This window comes from Bradyrhizobium sp. CCBAU 65884, from assembly GCF_028128835.1.
In the GTDB taxonomy this organism is placed as follows: Bacteria; Pseudomonadota; Alphaproteobacteria; order Rhizobiales; family Xanthobacteraceae; genus Bradyrhizobium; species Bradyrhizobium ottawaense.
This window is the reverse complement of the sequence record NZ_LBJU01000109.1, coordinates 81,093-102,025: the sequence shown is the minus strand read 5'-3', so window position 1 is coordinate 102,025 and position 20,933 is coordinate 81,093. Positions and strand designations below refer to the sequence as shown.

The window sequence follows — 20,933 nt, the reverse complement described above, 5'->3', positions numbered from 1 at the left end:
TTGGGGAACCCGAATGCTTAAAGCTTTGCTAAGAGGATCGGGATAAATTGGCATGTCTGTCCCGCCAAATTTCGTGAGCTCCGATGATTTTCTCCCGCATCAGTTTCAAGCTGGTCCTGATTGTCGGCATCAGCCTTCTCGGCATGATCGCGCTGGCGCCGATCGCGCTGTCGACCCTGCGCACGCAGATGGTCGCCGATCGTCAGGCCAAGACGCAGCAGATGGTCGATGTCGGCTACGGCATCCTCGCCCACTACCAGAAGCTCGAGAGCGACGGGAAACTCCCGCGCGAGCAGGCCCAGGCCGCCGCGATCGCCGAGATCAAGAGCCTGCGCTACGACAAGGTCGAGTATTTCTGGATCAACGACATGGCCCCCAAAATGGTCATGCATCCGATCAAGCCGGAGCTCGACGGCAAGGATCTGTCCGGGATGAAGGATCCCGCCGGCAACGCGCTATTCATGGGCTTCGTCGACGTCGTCAAGAAGCAGGGCGCGGGCTTCTACGGCTACCTCTGGCCGAAGCCCGGCTTCGACCAGCCGGTCGGGAAAATCTCCTATGTGAAGGGCTTTGCGCCCTGGGGCTGGATCATCGGCACCGGCATCTATCTCGACGATGTCGACGCCGTGTTCCGCCAGGCTGCGACGACGTTCGGCTACGTCTGTCTCGCCGTGCTGGTCCTGGTCCTCGGTGCGTCCTTCGTGATCGGCCGCAGCGTGACCCGGCCACTGGCAAAAATCACCGCGCTGACCGAGCGGCTTGCCGCCGGCGACAGCGCGTTCGAGGTGCCCTATACCGACCGCAACAACGAGGTCGGCGGGCTCGCCAAGGCGCTGGCCGTGTTCAAGGACAATGCGTCGGCCGTCGGGCGGATGCATGCCGAGCAGCAGGAGCTGAAGCAGCGGGCCGACGGCGAGAAGCGCAAGGCGATGACCGATCTCGCCGGCAAGTTCGAGGCGAGCGTTCAGGCCGTCGTCCGCGACGTCTTCAACGAGGCGCGCGCGATGCAGCAGGCAGCCCAGGGCATGTCGGAAACCGCGGACAAGGCGACCGACCGCGCGAGCTTCGTCGCCTCCGCCTGCCAGCAGGCCTCGAGCAACGTGCAGACGGTGGCCTCCGCCGCCGGCCAGCTGTCGTCCTCGATCTCGGAGATCAGCCAGCGCGTCGCACAGGCCGCGACGGTGGCCGACAAGGCCGCCGCCGACGGTCAGCGCACCAACGACACCGTGCAGGGGCTGGCAGCGGCCGCGCACAAGATCGGCGAGGTCATCGACCTCATCAACCAGATCGCCTCGCAGACCAATCTGCTCGCACTCAACGCCACGATCGAGGCGGCGCGGGCGGGCGAAGCCGGCAAGGGCTTTGCGGTGGTTGCGAGCGAAGTGAAGTCGCTGGCGAGCCAGACGGCAAAAGCGACCGACGAGATCGGCGCTCAGATCACGGCGATCCAGGCCGAGACCAATCAGGTCGTCGGCAACATCGAGAGCATCCGTGCCACCATCATGGAGGTCAACGAGATCTCCTCATCGATCGCTGCCGCGGTCGAGGAGCAGGGCGCCGCGACGCAGGCGATCGCCCACAGCGTGCAGGAGGCGGCCTCCGGCACCGACCAGGTCTCGCAGAACATCTCCGGCGTCAGCGACGCGACCGCGGCGACCGGCCAGGCCGCAGGCCTCGTGCTGCAATCGAGCGGCCGCCTGACGCAGAAGCTGCAATCGCTCGAAAACGAAGTCAGCGCTTTCGTCGCGGGCGTGCGCGCGGCCTAGGTCCGGCGCTCGCTTGCGGCGCCGCGAAAATGCTTCGCTATGTCGACGCGTGTCGCCACCCAGACGCGGCCTTCGAGTCGCGCCAATTCCGCGAGAATGGCCTTCACTGCGCGGAAACGCGCAGGCCGGCCGCAAATGCGCAGGTGGAATCCGATCGACAGCATCGCGGAGCGGCCGCGCTCGGCCTCCTCGATCAGCGTCGCGACCGCGGCGCTGACGTAACCGGAAAAATCATCCGGCTGCACGAAGCCGTTCGGATGGAAGAACTTCATGTCGTTGGTGTCGAAGCCGTAGGGCAGGATCAGCATCGATCCGTGCGGCGACCGGCTCCAATAGGGCAGGTCGTCGTCGAGTGCGTTGGAATCGTAGGCGAAGCCGAGATCGATAAGGATGTCACGCGTCCAGGCGCTCTGGCTGCCGCGGGTCATGAAGCCGACCGGCCCAACGCCGGTTGCGTGAGCAATGACGTTGCGCGTCTTCTCGATGTCGCGGCGTTCGGTCTCGGCATCGGCATAGAGCGCGTGCGGCAGCCAGCGCCAGCCGTGCACCGCCGGCTCGTGTCCCGCTTCGATCACGGCACGGGCAAGCTCAGGCACGCGCTCGACCGCGCGGCCGCACATCATGAAGGTCGAGCGGACATCAGCGTCGGCGAAGGCGTCGAGGAAGCGCCACAGGCCGGAGCGCATGCCGTAGTCAAACACCTGCTCCTGCACGAGATCGCGCACGCCGGGCGGTGATGTCGATGCGACCTCGCCGTAGCGCTCGGTCTCGGCGTCGCCCTGCTCGACTGCGAGCTCGGCGCCTTCCTCGAAGTTCACCACGAGCGACACCGCGACGCGGGCGCCGTTGGGCCAGACGATATCCGGCCGCGCGCGGCCATATCCACGAAGATCGCGTTGGATCGGCATGATCAGCGATTCCCGATCTGGCGGCTGACGCCGCCGAAGATCTCGGCGCAGACGAGGCCGGCGAGTGTCACCAGTACGATCACGCCGGAGACCGCGGCGACCCGGACGTCGAGGCTGCCCTCGAGGATCGCCCAGAGCTTGATCGGCAGGACTTCGGTGCGGGCATCGGCGAGAAACAGCGACACCGGCACATTGTCGAACGAGGTCAGGAACGCGACAAAGCAGCTCGCGACGATGCCGCGGCGGATCAACGGCAGCGTGATACGACGGAACGTGTACCAGCGGCTGGCGCCCAGGCTGAGCGAGCAGGTGATCAGCACCGGATTGAGCTGCTGCACGGAAGCGCCGACCATCCGGATCACGAAGGGCACGCAGATGACGGTGTGGCCGAGCACGAGCGTCGCCGCGGACAGGCGGATGCCGAGCAGGTTGAAGACCAGCAGCAGCGACAGGCCGAAGGCCATCGCGGGCAGCACCATCGGCGACATGAACAGCGCGTCCAGCACGCGAGCGATCTTCAGCCTGCTGCGCGCCAGTCCGAGCGCCGCCGCGCCGCCCAGCATCGCGGAGAGGATCGTCGCCGCCGCCGCGACCTTGAAGCTGGTCAGCGCGGGCTCGACGATCTCCTGCGATTGCAGCAGTTCGACATACCAGCGCAGCGACCAGCTCGGCGGCGGGAATTTCAGGGTGATGCCACCGGTGAAGGAAATGATGACAACGACCAGTGTCGGCGCCAATAGCAGCAGCATCCCGAGGCCGGTGATCGTGCCAACGACGCCCGAATATACTCGATCGACGAAGCTACGCTGCATCGACGCCTCGCACGTAGCGGCGGGACAGCGCACCGACGGCAAAGACGATGCCGGTCACGGCCAGCGTGAAGATCAGCGACAGCGCGGCCGAGAACGGCCAGTCCTGCACGCCGACCGCCTGCTGGTAGATGTAGGACGGCATCAGGATGATGCGTCCGCCGCCCACCAGCGTCTGGGTGATGAAGGCGGTCGCCGCCGCGGCAAAGACGAGCAGCCATCCGGCGATGGCGCCGGGCAGCGTCAGCGGCAGGATGACAGTGACGAAGATGCGGGCGCGGCTTGCGCCGAGGCCCTCTGCCGCCCGCGTCAAGTTGCCGTCGAGCCGCAGCAGGCTGTTGATGACCGGCAGCGCCATCAACGGGAGCTGTATCTGCGTCAGCGCCAGGACCATGCCCTCCCAGGTGTAGAGCAGACGGGCAGGCGCTTGCCAGAACCCCAGCGACAGCATCGCCGAGTTGACGATGCCGTCGCGGCCGAGGATGACGATCCAGGCGAAGGTGCGCACCACCGTGCTGGTCAGCAGCGGCAGCATGATCAAGAAGGTGATCAGGGTGCGCATGAACGGACCGCTCGCAGCATAGACGAGCGCGAGCGGATAGGCGAGGACCAGCGTCGCCAGCGCGACTTCTGCCCCTAACCATAACGTGTCCGTCAGCACCTTGATGCTGAACGGATCGGTGAAGAAGCGCAGATATTGCGCCAGCGACAGCTCCGCGAACTGTGGCGTGCGGAACAGGCTGATCGCGACGAGCGCAAGCAGCGGCAGCACGAAGGCTGCGAAGAACAGTGTCGCCAGCGGGACCACCGGCAGCAGCTGTCTTGATGCGCTCGTGCTAGTTCGAATCATCTAGATCTTCACTTCCTTGCTGAAGCGGGTGATCCATTCGCCGCGCAGCGGCTGGAACTTGGTCCAGTCGAGCAGCACATTATTGGAAACGAGCTCGTCGACGCTCTTGGCGACAGTGAGATTCGCGCCAGTCAGCACGACCTTTCTGTTGGTCGGCATCATCACCCAGGGCGCCGCCTCGATGCCCTTTTGCGTTTCGGCTGACATCGCGGTGTCGAGATACTCGAGCACCGCCTTCGGATCCTGGTTGTTCTTCACGATCTGCGCGCTGGTGCGGATCACGACGGCGCCCGATTTCGGCTTGGCGAAGGCAATATCGACGCCCTTGGCGGCGAGCAGCGCCACGTTGTTCCAGAAGTTGAAGGCGATATCGATCTCACCTTGCTGGAACAGCGCCGCCAGCGCGCCGGGCGAGGCCGCGATCGCGCCGACGTTCGGCAGCAGCTTCTTCATCGCTTCAAAAGCCGGCTCGATATTGGTCTCGGAGCCGCCGTTCAGCTTTGCGATCTCGACCATGAAGGCGGTGCCGAGGCTCGAGCCGAGCCCGGTGATGCCGACGCGTCCCTTGTATTCGGGCTTCCACAGATCCTCCCAGGAGGTCGGCGGTGTCGTGATCTTCTTCGGATTGTAGGCGATGCCGATCAATTGACAGGTGATCACGGGGGCGTAGCCGTCGGGATGGCGGAACGCGCTCGGAATGTCGGCGTATGATTTTGACTGTTCGACCGGGAATTTCTCCAACACGCCGCTTGCGATCGCCGGAATCAGCGGGCCCTCGTCGAACAGCACCACGTCGAACGGCGGCGCGTTGCGCGAGGCCTGGATCTTGCCGATCTGGTCGACGCCGAGCAGGGGCGTAAAGGTGACGCTGCCGTCGCTGGTCTTCTTGAAGGCCGGCCCGACCACGGCGCGAAACGCTTCGTCAAAGCTTCCGGGATAGGTCGTCGCCACGATCGAGGTCGCGGCGCGCGATGATGTCGGCCATCCGAGGCTTGCCGCCGCAAGCGCGGCCGAACCGGTCGTGAGCAGCGATCTTCGGGATAGGCTCATGTCAAACGCTCCTTTGCTGATGGTCCGGGACGCCGTCGACCGGCGTGCTGAAAACGCTGACGCGCGAGACGTCGGAGATTGCGAGCCAGGCGGTCGATCCCGTCTGCGCCTTCGCCGTGGTCGCGGCGCGCGCCTGGCTGATCTTCACCGCCTCGCCGCTCGGGGTGACGCCCTCGGTGACGCTGACGGCGCCGAGCGGCACGGTGGCGCGGATCGTGACGGGAATGGCGCCCGGTCGATCGGCGGCGCCGAATGCGATGTTCTCGGGTCGCACCGAGATCGTCACCGGCGTGCCGCGCCGTCGTTGCGCGGAGCGCCCGAGGTCGATCTCGGGACCCGCCTCCAGCAACACGCGGTCCGCCTCGGTGACGGTGCCGCGCAGCAAATTGGTGTGACCGATGAAGCTCGATATGAAGAGGCTGGCCGGCCGGTCGTAGAGCGCGTCCGGGTTGTCGATCTGCTCGATGCGTCCCTTGTTGAGGACGACGATGCGGTCGGCCATCGACAGCGCCTCCTCCTGGTCGTGCGTGACGATGATGGAGGTGACGCCGAAGGTCTTCAGCAGGCTCTTGATCTCGATCTGCATGTCGAGGCGCAGATTCTTGTCGAGCGCCGAGAACGGCTCGTCGAGCAGGACGAGGCCTGGATCGATCGCAAGCGCGCGCGCCAGAGCCACGCGCTGCTGCTGTCCGCCGGACAGCTCTCCGGGCAGCCGGCGCGCGAACGCCGTCATCTGGACGAGGCCGAGCATCTGCTCGACCTTGGCAGAGACCGTGGCGCCGGGCGTCTTGCGCGCCCGCAAGCCGTAGGCAACATTCTCGAACACGGAAAGATGCGGAAACAGCGCGTAGTTCTGGAACACCATGCCGATGCGGCGGCGGTTTGCGGGGATATGCTCGACGCGTGCACCGTCGAAGCGGACTTCCCCCCTGGACGGCCGCAGGAAGCCGGCGATGATCTGGAGCATCGTGGTCTTGCCGCAGCCTGACGGCCCGAGTAGCGCGATCAGCTCTCCGGCGGCGACGGCAAGATCGATCTCGTCCAGCGCGACCGTCGCGCCGAAAGCATGGCCGATGCCCTTCAGATCCAGCGAATGTCCGCGCACGTCACTCAACGCCAGCTCCGTCGTTTGCGTTGTCCTGCCGGAGGGTCGTCAGCAAGCGCCGTGCCAGTGCAGACGGTTCACCAACACATTGTGAATACGTAGGTAATTGATTGTCGCCAAATATTGGCGCCAATATTGTGGCTATATTGTAAACAGATATTGGCCTCGTTTGTATAAAAAATAGGCTGCGGCAACATTCCAGAATCCTGTAAAAGCGAGGCATGAAGCGAACCCGCCCCCTCAAGCGCTCGCGGAAGCGCCCCGCGCCGAAACACGGGGAGCCAGATGCCGTCGATCCGCGCAGCATCGACGATGATCCGGTGGTCCAGGGCATCCTGACCGCCATCAGCCAGAAGCGGCTCAAGCCCGGCGCCAAGCTCGGCGAGGACAAGCTTGCTTCTGCCTTCGGCACGACGCGGATTCACGTCCGGCAGGCGCTCGCCCATCTCGCCTCGCGCAAGGTGGTGATGCAGATCCCCAACCGCGGGGCGTTCGTGTACCGGCCGAGCTGGGAGGAGGCGCAGGACATCTTTGCCGCGCGCCGCATCATCGAGGTCGCCGCGGTCGCCGCGGCAGTCGACCGGCTGGACAAGTCCGGCAGAGCCGCGCTGAAGGCGCACATGGAGCTGGAGGCGCGCCACGATCGCAACGACCGCTGGGCCTCGCTGTCGCTTACGGCGGAATTCCATATCCTGGTCGCCAAGCTTGCGGGCAACCGCGTTCTGTTGGACATGTCGCGCGAGCTGATGCTGCGGACATCGCTGGCCATCGCGACGTTCGAGCAGCCGGGCGAGCCGGATTGCTCGCCCGATGCACACCCCGACATCGGGGCGTTGATCCTCGCCCGGGACAAGGCGGGCGCGATCCACGCGATGCGTCATCACATCGAGGAGATGGAGCGCCGGATCAGCCGGCAGGGGGACAAGGACGAGGTCGACGAATTCACTGCGATCTTCAAGGAGATCGGTGCGCGCTCACGGGCCGGCGCCTGACATGTCAGGCCGTCGCATCCTCCTGATCAATCCGAACAGCCTCGAGGCGACCACCGCGATGATGGTCGCCATTGCGAGGTCCGCAGTTCCCGACAGCTTCGACGTCGTCGGCGCCACCGCAACACGCGCTCCCCAAATGATCGTTTCGGCGGCTGCGCTGGACGCGGCTGCGCCCGAGGTCGAGGAGATCGCGAGCGCGCATCGGAACCTTTGCGACGGCATGATCGTCGCTGCGTTCGGCGACCCGGGCCTCGCCGGGATCAAGAGCGCGCTGAACCTGCCTGCAGTCGGCATCGGCGAGGCGTCGATGCTCGCGGCGGCCGAAGGTGGTCGTCGCTTCGGCGTGGCGACCACGACGCCGCTGCTCGGGGCGAAGATCGACGCCTTGCCTGAAGCGCTGGGCTTGCGATCCAGCTATACGGGCACGCGCTTCGCCGATGGCGATCCGCACGAGCTGATGCGCGATTCGGAACGGCTGCGCGCGGCTCTTGCCGGCGCGGTCGAAGCCTGCATCGTGAAGGACGGAGCTGAGGCTGTGATCATCGGTGGCGGGCCGCTCGGCGGAGCTGCGCGAACGCTTCAGCCCATGTTCGCCGTGCCGATCATCGCGCCGATCCCGTCTGCCGTGGCGCGGATTATTTGCCTCGTCGCAGCGCGTGCGGCCGGCTGATATTCCGGCCCGCGGGAGCGGTCATCGCAACCGGCTTCCGCAGCCTTGACGGCAGCGGCTAAAGTGAAGAAGCAGGACCATCGAACCTGCCGACCCGCTCCGCTTGCGGGCATGGAGACCGCCGCATGTCGTTCAAGAAGCTCCTGATTGCCAATCGCGGCGAGATCGCCATCCGCATCGCGCGCGCGGCGGCCGACGCCGGCATCGCGACCGTTGCGATCCATCCCACTGATGATGCGCTGTCGCTGCACGTGCGCGTTGCCGACGAGGCCGTCGAAATCCCCGGCCGCGGCGCCCGGGCCTATCTCGACATCGATGCGGTGGTGACGGCGGCAAAGAGCGTCGGCTCCGATGCCGTGCATCCCGGCTACGGCTTCCTTAGCGAGAACGCGGCATTCGCCAAGGCGTGCGCCGATGCAGGACTCACCTTCGTCGGACCGAAGCCGGCCGCGCTCGAATTGTTCGGCGACAAGGTCGCGGCACGACAACTGGCAAAGCGTTGCGGCGTGCCGATCATTGCCGGCACCAGCGGGCCGTCCTCGCTGGAGGAGATCACGGCGTTCTTCAGCTCCCTCGGCAGCAATGCTGCGATCGTGATCAAGGCCATGGCCGGCGGCGGTGGGCGCGGCATGCGCGTCGTCGAGAACGCGGCCGATCTCACGGAGGCCTATGCGCGCTGCCAGTCCGAGGCCAAGGCTGCCTTCGGCTTCGACGGTGTCTATGCCGAGCGGCTGATCCGGCAGGCGCGCCATATCGAGGTGCAGATCATCGGCGATCGTCACGGCGCGATCTCCCATCTCTGGGAGCGCGAATGCACCATCCAGCGCCGGCACCAGAAGCTGATCGAGGTGGCGCCGAGCCCGTCGCTGAGCGATCCCTTGCGCGGCCGCATCATCGAGGCGGCGAAGCAGCTTGCGACGGCGGCGATTTACGACAATCTCGGCACGTTCGAGTTCCTGGTCGACGGCACCGCCGAGGACAGCTTTGCTTTCATCGAGGCCAATCCGCGGCTCCAGGTCGAGCACACCGTGACCGAGGAAGTGCTCGGGCTCGACCTCGTCCGCGCCCAGCTCGCGGTCGCATCAGGCGCAACGCTGTCCTCGCTTGGCCTTGCGCAGGGATCGATCCCGAAGCCGCGCGGCCATGCCATGCAGCTCCGCGTCAACATGGAGACGCTGGACGCATCAGGCGCGACGCATCCGACCGGCGGCGTGCTCGCTGTTTTCGAGCCGCCGTCAGGGCCGGGCGTGCGCGTCGACAGTTTTGGTTACGCCGGCTACAAGACCAGCGCGGCCTTCGACTCGCTCCTCGCGAAAGTCATCGTGCATACGCCGGGCGAAACCTGGCATGATGTCGTTGCAAAAGCCTCGCGCGCCTTGCGCGAGTTCCGGATCGACGGCGTGGTCACCAATATCGCCTTCCTGCAGGCGGTGCTGGCGCATCCTGATTTCAGGACCAACCGAATCGCGACCGACTTCATCGATCGCAATATCGCAAAGCTCGTCGATGCCGCCGACGGTGCGGCCAAGCCGCTCTACTTTGCGCCGACCGAAGGAAGTGGCGTTTACGGCGCGGAGACGCACGTCGCGCAGATCGTGCCTGAAGGCACGGTGATGGTCGCAGCGCCCTTGCAAGGAACCATCGTCACCATTCAGGTGAAGGAGGGCGAGATCGTGCGCCCCGGCCAGCAGCTCGCCGTGATCGAGTCCATGAAGATGGAGCATCTCGTGATGGCCGAGCAGGGCGGCCGGGTGACAAAACTCGCCGCCGGCGACGGTGCCACGCTGCTGCATGGCGAGGCGATCCTCTATCTGGAGCCGCTCGACGTCGCGGCCGACAGCACGACGGCCGAAGCCGATATCGATCTCGACCACATCCGCCCCGACCTCGCCGAGCTGATCGCGCGCCAGGCCAACACGCTGGATGCGAATCGCCCCGCCTCGGTCGAGCGCCGCCGCAACACCAATCAGCGCACCGCGCGCGAGAACGTCGCCCAGCTCGTCGACGAAGGCTCGTTCATGGAATACGGCAGCCTTGCCATCGCGGCGCAGCGCCGCCGCCGCAAGCTCGACGACCTCATCAAGAACACGCCGGCCGACGGCCTCGTCATGGGCGTCGCTACGGTGAATGGCAAGAAGTTCGGACCCGAGGGTGCGCGCTGCATCGTCGTGGCCTATGACTACACGGTGCTCGCGGGCACGCAGGGCCACATGAACCACAAGAAGATCGACCGCATGCTGACCCTTGCGGAAGACTGGCGCGTGCCGCTGGTGTTCTATGCCGAAGGTGGCGGCGGCCGGCCCGGCGACACTGATCGGCTCGGCATGACCGGTCTCGACGGTCCGTCCTTCGTGCAGTTCGCAAGGCTCTCCGGCCTCGTGCCCGTGATTGGTGTCGTCTCCGGCTATTGCTTCGCCGGCAACGCCGCGATGCTCGGCTGCTGCGACGTCATCATCGCCACCAAGAACGCCTCGATCGGCATGGGCGGCCCTGCGATGATCGAGGGCGGCGGCCTCGGCGTCTATCACCCCGCCGAGGTCGGCCCTGTCTCGTTCCAGTCGCCGAACGGCGTCATCGACATCCTCGTCGAGGACGAGGAGGAGGCGACATCCGTCGCGCAAAAATACCTGTCCTATTTCCAGGGCGCGGTGACGGGGTGGGAGGCCGCCGACCAGCGCCTGCTGCGCCGGGCCATCCCCGAGAATCGCCTGCGCGTCTACGATATCCGCAGCGTCATCGATCTCGTCGCCGACAAGGATTCCGTTCTGGAGCTGCGCCGCGACTACGGCGTCGGCATGATCACCGCGCTGATCCGCATCGAAGGAAGGCCGTTCGGCCTGATCGCCAACAATCCGCGCCATCTCGGCGGCGCCATCGATGCCGATGCCGGCGACAAGGCCGCGCGCTTCCTCCAGCTCTGCGACGCCTTCGACTTGCCCGTCGTCTCGCTCTGCGACACGCCCGGCTTCATGGTCGGCCCGGAAGCGGAGAAGACCGCGATCGTGCGCCACGTCTCCCGCATGTTCGTCACGGGCGCGAGCCTCACCGTGCCGCTGTTCGGCATCGTGCTGCGCAAGGGGTATGGCCTCGGCGCACAGTCGATGATCGGCGGCGGCTTCCACGCCTCGTTCTTCACCGCGGCCTGGCCGACCGGCGAGTTCGGCGGCATGGGGCTGGAGGGGTACGTCCGCCTCGGCTTCCGCAAGGAGATGGAAGCCATCGCCGACCCCGAGGAGCGCGAGACCTATTACCGCAACAAGGTCGCCGAGCTCTATGCCAACGGCAAGGCGGTCTCGATCGCCTCGGTGTTCGAGATCGACAACGTCATCGACCCCGCCGATACGCGGCGCTGGATCATGGCCGGACTCCGTTCGGTGCCGAAGCCGCCGGCCAGGGCCGGGAAGAAGCGGCCGTGCATCGATACGTGGTGAGGGCGGTGCAGCAATAGCTGCGTTCCGGTTCCGGATTGACATCCCCGCCTGTGGTGCCAGACTTTGCACAATAATACAGGGTGGAGACGTCCGCGATGGCCAGCCTGTCGGCCTCGAACCATGTCGCCCGTGTCTTGTCCGTCGCCAATCAATTGGCCGACGTCGATGCCTCTTCGCGCATTGCCGATTCCTGGCGGCGCTGCCTGATCAGCCACAAGCTCGACCCCGCCCGCCAGGGACCGCCGCAGACGCTGACCGAGGCCGAGGTCCGGCATGTCGCCGAACCGATGGAGCAGCTGATCCAGCTGGCGACGCCGGAGCTCGAAGACCTCGCGCGGGTGCTGCGCGAGGCCGGCTATTGCGTCAATCTCGCCGACCCCAGCGCCACGATGCTGTGGAGCCGGCTGCCCGGCCCGGCCGATACTGAAATATTCATGCGCTGGAAGGTCTATACCGGCTCGAATTTTTCCGAGGCTTTCGAAGGTACCAACGGGCTCGGCACCGCACTTGCGGAGCAAAGGCCGATCCTGGTGCATCGTGACGAGCATTTTCGCGCGCAGTGGCACATGTTCTCCTGCGCCGTGGCGCCGCTGTTCGACCACGCCGGTCGCCTCGCCGGTGCCGTGAACATCACCTCTTGCCGAGAGGATCTCGAGCGCGCTGCGCATCAGCTCGCGCTCGCGGTGACGATGGAGGCGACGCGGCGCATGGAGGGCGCGATCTTCCGCGGTCATTTCCGCAACGCCTGGATCGCGACCGTGCCGGGCGACGGCGGCAGCGGTCTGCTGGCCTATGACGACGATCGCCGCATCGTCGGCGCCTGCCGTTCGGCGCGCGCATTGCTGGGCCTCACCGACGGCTTGATCGCATCCGGCATCGACCTGTCGCGCTACGTCAAGTTCGATCGTCATGCCGCCCGCGGCGCGGACGAGACAGTCGAGTTGCGTCGCGCCGATGGCAGTGCGTTAGGGCAGGGGCATGTTGCGCCGCCCCTGCAGACGAGATCATCGGCGCGTCCGCTCGCGCCGCGCCGCGATGCGCCTGTCGATCGCTTCGACGCGCTGCACCGGCTCGCCGGCCGCGATCCCGGGCTGATCAGAAGCGTGAAGCGGCTCCGAAGCATCGGCGATCACAATCTGCCCGTGCTGCTGCACGGCGAAACCGGCGTCGGCAAGGACGTGTTCGCGCGCGCCATTCACGCCGCGAGCAGCCGGGCGCGCAGCAATTATGTCGCGCTGAATTGCGCGGCGATGCCGGAGAGCCTGATCGACGCCGAGCTGTTCGGCTACGAGGCCGGCGCCTTCACCGGCGCACGGCGCGACGGCTCGAAAGGGCTGATCGTGCAGGCCGACGGCGGCACGCTGTTCCTCGACGAGATCGGCGACATGCCGATCGCGCTGCAGACGCGTTTGCTACGCGTGCTGGAAAACCGAGAGGTTTGGCCGCTCGGCGCACTCAAGCCTGTCGCCGTCGACATCCGCCTGATCAGCGCCACCCACCGCGATCTCGGCCGCATGGCCGAAGAAGGCGGCTTCCGCGCCGACCTCTATTTTCGCCTGCGCGGCCTGGAGGTGCGGCTGCCGGCCTTGCGCGAGCGTGCCGACCGGGACGACGTCATCCGCCAGATCGCGCGCGAGGAGGCGCCGAACTGTCGCCTCTCGGATGAAGCGTGGTCGCGGCTCTCGGCCTATTCCTATCCCGGCAACATGCGCCAGCTCCGCCACGTGTTGCGGCTCGCCGGCTGCACGGCGGAGAACGGCGTCATCACCGATGCGGATCTCGACCTGCCGCCGTTCGGGAAAGCGGAGCCGGACCTCGAAGCGGCCGAGCGCGCCACGATCGTCGAGGCGCTCCGCAAGCACGGCGGACGCGTCACCGAAGCAGCACGGGCACTGAAGCTCAGCCGCGCGACGCTCTATCGGAAGATCAAGCTGCTGAAGATCGAAACGGCGCAGTAGCGGTCTCTGTCCCAGATCACAGACGTCGTAAGGTGGGCAAAGGCGCACTTGCGCCGTGCCCACGTCTTCTCGTTTAGGACCTAAGACGTGGGCACGCTTCCGCCTTCGCTCTTCGAGCTACGGCGGACAAGTCGCTTTGCCCACCCTACGATCTCTGTAGTCGTGGATCGCTTGCGTGGCGCCTCTTACGAAAAATCCGTCCAGCTCAGATGCCGTGAATCGAGGTCGCCGACCGTCACCGTTTCGCGCATCTCGTGCGGGGTGTGGAAACTGCTGCGCAGGTACACCAGCGGCGCTGCGGACGCCAAATGCGACACGCCGCGCACTTCGCCGACGAAGATCGAATGCGTCGTCGTCTCGAACTCCTGCGCCAGCACGCAATCGAATGCGGCGACCGCATCCGTCAGCACCGGGGCGCCGGTCGCGCCGCGCGTCCACTGTCCGAACGCAAAACGGTCGTCGCCGTTGACGCCCTTCTGGCCGCTGAAGGTGAGCGCGAGCAGGGCGTGATCCTCGTGCAGGAAGTTGATCGCGAAGGCGCCTTCCTCGCGGATGCGCCCATGTGCGCTGGCGTTGCGGTTGACGCAGACGATCAGCGACGGCGGGGAGTCCGACAGCGAGCAGGCCGAGGTCACCGTCAATCCCGTGCGCTTGCCGTGCTCGGCGCCGACCGTGACCAGCGCGACGGCGCCGGCACATTGGCGCATCGCCTGCTTGAAATCCTTTGCGTCCACGCTCACGCCGAGGCCTCCGAAATGGAAACGGGTGCGACACGATCGCGCCGCACCCGCTGAGCGTCAAGCCGCCTTCTTCGCGGAGCCGAGATGCGCAAGGCGCGGCATCACCTCGTTCTTCAGCAGCGAGAGCGAGTGATGCCAGGCTTCCGCCTTGTGCTTGTAGTCGAAGCCGAACACCAGCAGCACGCCGAAGCCGCCGACCTCGTCGTAGATCTTCTCGATCTTCTCGGCGACGGTCGCGGGCGAGCCGACGATCCAGTTCCGCTTGGCGCAATATTCGACGGTGACGTCGCTGTCGGGCACATCAGGGGCGTGCTTGAGATAATCCTTGAAGCCGAAATGGCCGAGCAGCGGCAGGAAATACTCGCCCATCATCCGGCCCATCATGTCGCCGGTCGAGAGCTTCCAGGCTTCCTCGTCGGTGTCGGCGACGAACACCTCGCGCACCAGACGCCAATCCTGCCGGTTCGGCTTGCGCCCGGTCTTGGCGGCGCCGATCTCGACGGAGTCCCAGTGGCTCGAGACATAGGCCGGGTTGAGGTTGAGGCTCATCGGGATGAAGCCGCGCTCGCCGGCGAGCTTCAGCGTGTCCGAGTTCTTCGACAGCCCGGCGACGCCGATCGGCGGGTGCGGCGCCTGCAGCGGCTTGATGTGCGGCTTGAGGAAGTCGAACATCGTGTCCGGCTTGGTCACCGTCCAGAACTTGCCCTTGTGGGTGAAGGGCGCGGGCTCGGTCCACAGCTTCAGGATGATCTCCAGCGCCTCGCGCGTCATGTCGCGGTTCTGCCCGCTCATGCCGTCGACGTTGAACATCGCCCAGTCGCTCGGCAGGCCGGAGGCCGCGACGCCGAAATTGAGCCGGCCCTCGGAGAGATGGTCGAGCATCGCGACCCGGTTGGCGAGCTCGGCCGGATGGTGATAGGGCAGCAGGAATCCGCCCGGCCCGATCCGAAGCTTCTTGGTCTGCATCAGGGCCTGCGCGATCAGGAGGTCCGGCGTGGGATTGGGTTCCCAGGGCGCGGTGTGGTGCTCGCCGACCCAGGCCTCCTGATAGCCGAGCTCGTCGAGCCAGCGCATGACCTGCAGGTCCCAATCGTTCCCTTCCTTCAGGCCGCACTCCGGCGGATGCGAAGGCATCGTGAAATAGCCGATCTCCATGGGTTTCCTCATCTGATGTTGACGCGTCTTGTCGCGCGTTGACGGAGTTGAGCAACGAAGCTTCAGCAAGCGCTGTGCCAGCGGTTCAGCAAGCGCTGTGCCAGCGGTTCAGCAAGCGCTGTGCCAGCACGGCTGAGCCTCGAATTGCGGAGAAAGGGCTGGTTTGCCCGCACAATAGCCGGTATCCCGGCGGTAGACCCGCAAGACGTCGTCTCATTGTCGCGAGACGGCGTCCCGGCCGTGAGACGAGGACAGTTTCGAATGACCGAACCCGCTTATGTCGCGGTGGACTGGGGCACCAGCAGTTTCCGGTTGTGGCTGGTCGATCGTGCCGGCCAGGTGCTGACCGAGCGCCGCAGCGGCGAGGGCATGCTGGCGGCGGCGAAGGCAGGCTTTCCCGCCGTGCTGCGATCGCATCTTGCGGCGATCGAAGCGCCGGATCATCTGCCGGTTCTGGTCTGCGGCATGGCCGGTGCCAAGACTGGCTGGGTCGAAGCCGGCTATGTCGACACGCCGGCGCCGCTCTCGGCCGTCCTGAAACAGGCCGTGCGCGTCCCCGGCGAAGCGCGCGACATCCGCATCCTGCCGGGCATCGCGCAGCGCGATGCAGCCGCGCCGGACGTCATGCGCGGCGAGGAAACGCAGCTGCTCGGCGCGCTCGGCCTCGATGCCGCGGGCGAGGCGCTGGTCTGCATGCCCGGCACGCATTCGAAATGGGTGCGCGTGAGGGACGGCGTGGTCGAACGCTTCTCCACCTTCATGACCGGCGAGCTCTTCAGCGTCGTCTCGCGCGAGACCATCCTGTCGCTCGCGGTCGCCGGCGCCGACGAGGCCGAGGATGTCGCGAGCTTCAAGGCGGCGGTGAAGGCCGCCTATGAGGCGCCGGCCTTCGCCGCCAATCTCTTGTTCGGCGCGCGGTCGCGCCAGCTTCTGTTCGGCGGCACGCCGGCCGCGGCGCGCGAGACGCTGTCGGGGACGTTGATCGGCGTCGAGCTGGCGGCGGGGCTTTCGGGCCTCGTGCCGCAAGCGGGCGTCAAGCTGATCGCCTCGGGGCGGCTTGCGATGCTGTACCGGCTGGCGTTCGAGGCGCTGTCGGTCAACGCTGATACGGTCGATGCGGATGAAGCCGTCCGCCGTGGCCTTTCGATGGCAGCTGCCGCGATCTGGACGAAATCAGAGGATCTTTGAGATGAGCGTTCCCTTTCCGCCGATGAAGCGGCCGCTGGTTGCGATCCTGCGTGGCGTCAAGCCCGAGGAGACCGAGGCGATCGTCGCCGTGCTGATCGAAGCCGGCATGACCGCGATCGAGATCCCCCTGAACTCGCCCGATCCGTTCCGCTCCATTGCAACGGCGGTGAAGCAGGCACCTCCGGGCGTGCTGATCGGCGCCGGCACGGTGCTGGCGACCGCGGATGTCGATCGTCTCAATGACGTCGGCGGCAGGCTGATGGTCTCGCCGAATGTGGACACGCAGGTGCTCGTGCGTGCGCATCAATACGCCATGGTCACGCTACCCGGCGTGTTTTCGCCGACCGAGGCGCTGCTTGCCGCGCGCTCCGGCGCATCGGGCCTGAAATTCTTTCCGGCCAGCGTGCTAGGTGCCTCCGGCATTGCCGCGATCCGCGCCGTGCTGCCATCAGGCGTCATGATCGCGGCCGTCGGCGGCGTCTCCGATCAGAATTTTGCCGAGTACATCAAGGGCGGCGTCACCGCCTTCGGGCTCGGCTCCAGCCTCTACAAGCCCGGCATGAGCGTCGCCGACGTCGCCGCGCGCGCGAAGGCGACGATCGCGGCTTACGATCGGGCAATTCAGAAAGATTGAACGGACAATAACTAGCCGTGATCCTGACATAGCCTATTGTGCCACCACATGGAGTCGCGATGCTGATACTTGCGCATCGTGTGATGTGACTGGCTGAATCAGGAGACCGACATGGCGATCAACAACGTGGCCGATCTGTTCGTGGCAACGCTCGAGCAGGCCGGCGTCAAGCGCATCTACGGCATCGTCGGCGACAGCCTGAACGCCCTGACCGAGGCGCTGCGCCGCCGCGGCACCATCGAATGGATCCATGTCCGCCACGAGGAGGTCGCCGCGTTCGCCGCCGCCGGCGAAGCCGAGATGACCGGAAGCCTTGCGGTGTGCGCGGGCTCCTGCGGCCCCGGCAATCTGCATCTGATCAACGGCCTGTTCGACGCACATCGCAGCCGCGTTCCCGTGCTGGCGATCGCGGCGCAGATCCCGACCGCCGAGATCGGCGGTGGCTATTTCCAGGAGACCCATCCGCAGAACCTGTTCCGCGAATGCAGCCATTATTGCGAGCTGGTGTCCGACCCGAGCCAGCTTCCTTACGTGCTGGAGAATGCCATCCGTGCGGCGGTGGGCCTGCGCGGTGTCGCCGTCGTCGCCATGCCCGGCGACGTCGCGTTCCGCAGCCCGCCCAAGCGCGCGCTGTCGACCACGCGCGGACTCGCGCTGTCGGCGCCCCATGTGGTGCCGCAGGCGAATGAGCTGAAGGCGCTCGCCGATCTCCTCAACGGCACCGAGCGCGTCACCCTGTTCTGCGGTCGCGGCTGCGCCGGCGCGCATGCGCCCTTGATGCAGCTGGCCGAAGCGCTGAAGAGCCCGATCGTGCATGCGCTCGGTGGCAAGGAGCACGTCGAATACGACAACCCCTATGACGTCGGCATGACCGGCTTCATCGGCTTCTCCTCGGGCTATGCCGCCATGCACGCCTGCGACGCGCTGGTGATGCTCGGCACCGATTTTCCCTACAAGCAATTCTTTCCGACCGATGCGAAGGTCGCGCAGATCGACATCCGCCCGGAAAATCTGGGACGGCGCTGCAAGATCGATCTCGGCCTCGTCGGCGACGTCAAGTTGACCATCGAAGCGCTGCTGCCGCTGCTGAAAGCGAAGACGCAGCGCAAGCATCTCGACGACGCCGTCGCGCACTACAAGAAGGCGCGCGAGGGTTTGGACTCGCTCGCCAAGGGCACGCCGGGCAGCAAGCCGATCCACCCGCAATATCTCGCAAAGATCATCAGCGACCATGCCTCCGACGATGCGGTCTTCACCGTCGATGTCGGCACGCCCACGGTGTGGGCCGCGCGCTATCTCGAGATGAACGGCCGCCGCCGGCTGGTCGGCTCCTTCGTGCACGGCTCGATGGCCAACGCGATGCCGCAGGCGATCGGCGCGCAGGCCGCCCAGCCGGGCCGCCAGGTCATCTCGCTCTCCGGCGACGGCGGCTTCACCATGATGATGGGCGATCTGATCACGCTGACGCAAGAGAAGCTGCCGGTGAAGGTCGTGATCTTCAACAACGGCGTGCTCGGCTTCGTCGCGCTGGAGATGAAGGCGGCAGGTTTCGTCGACACCAATGTCGACCTGGAGAATCCCGATTTCGCGGCGATGGCGCGCGCAATGGGCATCTTTGCCAAACGCGTCGAGGACCCCGGCGAGCTCCCCGGTGCGGTCAAGGAGATGCTCGCCCATGACGGCCCGGCCCTGCTCGACGTCGTCACCGCCAAGCAGGAGCTGTCGATGCCGCCGACCATCACCACCGAGCAGGTCAAGGGGTTCAGCCTCTGGGTCCTGCGCGCGGTGATGAACGGCCGCGGTGACGAGGTGCTTGATCTTGCGAAGACGAATTTGTTGCCGCGTTAGCTCCGCTTCACCGAAGGCGCGGGCAGCTGCTCCTGGCGGCGCTGGAAGCGCTGCCAGTGCAGCACGCTGCCGATCAGCAGGGCCGGCAGGAAGCCGAGCGCGATCAGGAAATGCGGCAGCTGCGTCGGCGAGACGAAGGCGATGGCGATGTCCGAGATCAGCCAGAGCGCTGCGAACATCACCGCAAAGTCCGTTCGCGCGCAGCGCAAATAGTAGAACACCGCGGTGATGACGATCGCGGGGCCGATCGCAACGCCGATCATGATCGCGGTCAGCTCCTTCGGCGTCAACGCGTCGAGCATCATCGCGGCCAGCAGCCAGAGTGCGGCGAACATGGCGACGATGTCGAGCGGATGCCGCAATTCAATACCTCTCGCGGGGACGCGCTATCGTTGTGGCCGGAGCTGCGGCCGTCAAGTCAAAATGCGCTTATTCCTCGTCACTTCCGGGCGTCGGGCGCAGCATGAAATGGCCGAAGGCGGTGGCGATCGGCTTGGCCGCGTCATCCTGCCAGGCGCGCGCCTCGAAGGCGACGATACGCCGACCCTGCTTCACGATCGAGACGTTGGCAAACGTGTCGAGCGCACGGCCGGAGCGCAGATAGTTGACGGTGAGCCCGATCGGCTTGGGTGGCGCGGCGGCGCCGAGCTCGCGCGCGACGCCGATGACAGCCGTGGTCTCGAGGAAGGCTCCGGTCATGCCGCCATGGATCGCGGGCAGGATCGGGTTGCCGATGATTTTTGGCGAGAACGGCATCGTCAGTGTGCCGTCGTCATTGACGCGGATGCCGAGAGCGCGCGCGAACGGGCTGCGCGCGAAGGGGCCATCCGGATCTTCCGGCGCCTCCAGCACCGGGATGCTGCGCGCATCCATCCTGCGGTCGGCGAGCATGTTGGTGCGGTTGGCGCCGATCATGAAGCAGGCGGTCGCAGTCGCTACCGGATCGTCCTCGGACTCCTGATAGGCGGTGGAGCGCACGAAGGCGATCGAGCGCGTGGTGCGGTAGCAGACCGAATGCGCCTTGATGTCGAGGCCGGGTGTCGCCGGCTTCTGGTAGTCGATGCGCAGGTCGAGGGTTGCGATCGCGCGCGTGCCGTCGAGCGCAAGTTGCACCGCCATGCCGCAGCTCTCGTCCAGCATCGCGGTGACGACGCCGCCATGCAGCACGCCGGTCTCGGTGTCGCCGACGAAGACGGGACGATAGGGCAGGCTCGACCAGGCCTCAGCCGGCGCAAAGCGGTCGAGCTGGAGCCCGCTGATATGGCCGTAATCGGAGCGGCGGCCCTGGACGGCGTCGGCGAGTTCCTCGAACGGGAGCGTGGTTGGTATGGTGCTCATGGGAAGGTTCTAGACCAGTGTCGGGCGCCGCGCAAAACCCCGAATTGGCCTCGACAGAGCAGGCCGAAGCACCGATGGTGGGCGCTTCGTTCGCCGACTAGCCGCAAGGAGCGCCCATGGCCGACCCCGAAACGCCCGCCAACAATCAGGGGCCCGTCACCATTTCGAGCTCCAGCTCCGAGCGGGCGCCGATCATCTATTTCGACGGTGCGTCCTGCTTCGGCCATCACAACGGCGCGATCCAGATCGAGCTCGCCGCGAACCTCCTGATGCCGGTCGGCGCGGCCGTCAGGGTCGACGTGATCCAGACCGCGCATCTGCGCTGCAGCGTGGCCGCAGCGCTTGCGCTGCGCGAAGCCCTCGACAAGGCACTGGCGATGTTCCGGCAGGGCCAGCAACAGCCGGTGACGGAGGAGATCCCCGCGGTGAAGAATTGAGATCGGAACGCTCTAGGATCCCGTCGCGAAACAAGACCTCATCCTGAGGGCCCG

General features: G+C 66.2%; 18 protein-coding genes. 9 read left to right on the top strand and 9 right to left on the bottom strand.

The window, feature by feature from the left end; genetic code table 11:
- The first annotated feature begins 83 nt into the window (after positions 1 to 83).
- Positions 84 to 1,766 (top strand): methyl-accepting chemotaxis protein, encoded by a 1,683-nt coding sequence (locus XI03_RS13730; RefSeq protein ID WP_038971070.1) that lies wholly within the window; start codon positions 84 to 86, stop codon positions 1,764 to 1,766.
- Here XI03_RS13730 and XI03_RS13725 read toward each other — a convergent pair.
- Genes XI03_RS13725 through XI03_RS13705 form a run of 5 tightly spaced genes read right to left on the bottom strand, consistent with a single transcriptional unit; the run spans position 1,763 to position 6,497 of the window.
- The gene (locus XI03_RS13725) at positions 1,763 to 2,674 is read right to left on the bottom strand and encodes a polysaccharide deacetylase family protein (protein ID WP_271592419.1); all 912 of its coding nucleotides are present in this window, start codon (positions 2,672 to 2,674) and stop codon (positions 1,763 to 1,765) included. The two genes, XI03_RS13730 and XI03_RS13725, sit on opposite strands and share 4 nt — an antisense overlap.
- Before the next feature lie 2 nt (positions 2,675 to 2,676).
- The gene (locus XI03_RS13720; RefSeq protein WP_212474893.1) at positions 2,677 to 3,486 is read right to left on the bottom strand and encodes an ABC transporter permease; all 810 of its coding nucleotides are present in this window, start codon (positions 3,484 to 3,486) and stop codon (positions 2,677 to 2,679) included.
- Positions 3,476 to 4,333 carry an ABC transporter permease gene (locus XI03_RS13715; RefSeq protein WP_271592418.1) on the bottom strand — a complete coding sequence of 286 codons (858 nt, stop codon included), beginning with the start codon at positions 4,331 to 4,333 and terminating at the stop codon, positions 3,476 to 3,478. The genes XI03_RS13720 and XI03_RS13715 overlap by 11 nt, the downstream gene beginning before the upstream one ends.
- Positions 4,334 to 5,383, bottom strand: coding sequence for an ABC transporter substrate-binding protein (locus XI03_RS13710; RefSeq protein ID WP_271592417.1), 1,050 nt, complete (start codon positions 5,381 to 5,383; stop codon positions 4,334 to 4,336).
- Between the two features lies 1 nt (position 5,384).
- Positions 5,385 to 6,497 (bottom strand): ABC transporter ATP-binding protein, encoded by a 1,113-nt coding sequence (locus tag XI03_RS13705; RefSeq protein ID WP_370155037.1) that lies wholly within the window; start codon positions 6,495 to 6,497, stop codon positions 5,385 to 5,387.
- A gap of 212 nt (positions 6,498 to 6,709) precedes the next feature.
- On the opposite strand from XI03_RS13705, the gene XI03_RS13700 reads away from it, so the two are divergent.
- From XI03_RS13700 to XI03_RS13685, 4 genes are all read left to right on the top strand, one after another.
- Positions 6,710 to 7,480, top strand: coding sequence for a GntR family transcriptional regulator (locus tag XI03_RS13700; protein ID WP_271592416.1), 771 nt, complete (start codon positions 6,710 to 6,712; stop codon positions 7,478 to 7,480).
- Position 7,481: 1 nt separating this feature from the next.
- Positions 7,482 to 8,150: an aspartate/glutamate racemase family protein gene (locus XI03_RS13695; RefSeq protein ID WP_212474889.1), complete on the top strand. Its 669-nt coding sequence runs from the start codon at positions 7,482 to 7,484 to the stop codon at positions 8,148 to 8,150.
- A gap of 125 nt (positions 8,151 to 8,275) precedes the next feature.
- Positions 8,276 to 11,581: an acetyl-CoA carboxylase family protein gene (locus XI03_RS13690; protein WP_271592415.1), complete on the top strand. Its 3,306-nt coding sequence runs from the start codon at positions 8,276 to 8,278 to the stop codon at positions 11,579 to 11,581.
- A 95-nt stretch (positions 11,582 to 11,676) separates the two neighbouring features.
- Positions 11,677 to 13,539: a sigma-54-dependent Fis family transcriptional regulator gene (locus XI03_RS13685; protein ID WP_271592414.1), complete on the top strand. Its 1,863-nt coding sequence runs from the start codon at positions 11,677 to 11,679 to the stop codon at positions 13,537 to 13,539.
- Positions 13,540 to 13,724: 185 nt separating this feature from the next.
- Here the strand turns inward: XI03_RS13685 and XI03_RS13680 are convergent, their stop codons facing one another.
- Both XI03_RS13680 and XI03_RS13675 read right to left on the bottom strand, forming a co-directional pair.
- Entirely contained in the window at positions 13,725 to 14,279 is a 555-nt protein-coding gene (locus tag XI03_RS13680) for a flavin reductase family protein (protein ID WP_271592413.1), read from the bottom strand.
- Positions 14,280 to 14,336: 57 nt separating this feature from the next.
- Complete coding sequence (locus XI03_RS13675) at positions 14,337 to 15,434, bottom strand: LLM class flavin-dependent oxidoreductase (RefSeq protein ID WP_038948189.1); 1,098 nt, start codon at positions 15,432 to 15,434, stop codon at positions 14,337 to 14,339.
- 261 nt (positions 15,435 to 15,695) lie between these two features.
- On the opposite strand from XI03_RS13675, the gene XI03_RS13670 reads away from it, so the two are divergent.
- From XI03_RS13670 to poxB, 3 genes are all read left to right on the top strand, one after another.
- Complete coding sequence (locus XI03_RS13670; RefSeq protein ID WP_028140438.1) at positions 15,696 to 16,622, top strand: 2-dehydro-3-deoxygalactonokinase; 927 nt, start codon at positions 15,696 to 15,698, stop codon at positions 16,620 to 16,622.
- 1 nt (position 16,623) lies between these two features.
- A complete protein-coding gene (locus XI03_RS13665; protein WP_271592412.1) occupies positions 16,624 to 17,256 on the top strand; it encodes a 2-dehydro-3-deoxy-6-phosphogalactonate aldolase in 633 nt (210 codons plus the stop codon).
- 111 nt (positions 17,257 to 17,367) lie between these two features.
- On the top strand, positions 17,368 to 19,104 hold the full coding sequence (gene poxB, locus XI03_RS13660; protein WP_271592411.1) for a ubiquinone-dependent pyruvate dehydrogenase: 1,737 nt from the start codon (positions 17,368 to 17,370) through the stop codon (positions 19,102 to 19,104).
- On the opposite strand, the gene XI03_RS13655 is transcribed toward poxB, so the two are convergent.
- The gene (locus XI03_RS13655) at positions 19,101 to 19,466 is read right to left on the bottom strand and encodes a hypothetical protein (protein ID WP_038948193.1); all 366 of its coding nucleotides are present in this window, start codon (positions 19,464 to 19,466) and stop codon (positions 19,101 to 19,103) included. The genes poxB and XI03_RS13655 overlap by 4 nt on opposite strands.
- A gap of 67 nt (positions 19,467 to 19,533) precedes the next feature.
- Positions 19,534 to 20,442: a PaaI family thioesterase gene (locus tag XI03_RS13650; protein ID WP_038948194.1), complete on the bottom strand. Its 909-nt coding sequence runs from the start codon at positions 20,440 to 20,442 to the stop codon at positions 19,534 to 19,536.
- Between the two features lie 116 nt (positions 20,443 to 20,558).
- Between XI03_RS13650 and XI03_RS13645 the strand changes: the two genes are divergently transcribed.
- A complete protein-coding gene (locus tag XI03_RS13645; protein ID WP_028140433.1) occupies positions 20,559 to 20,879 on the top strand; it encodes a hypothetical protein in 321 nt (106 codons plus the stop codon).
- The last annotated feature ends 54 nt before the right edge of the window (positions 20,880 to 20,933 follow it).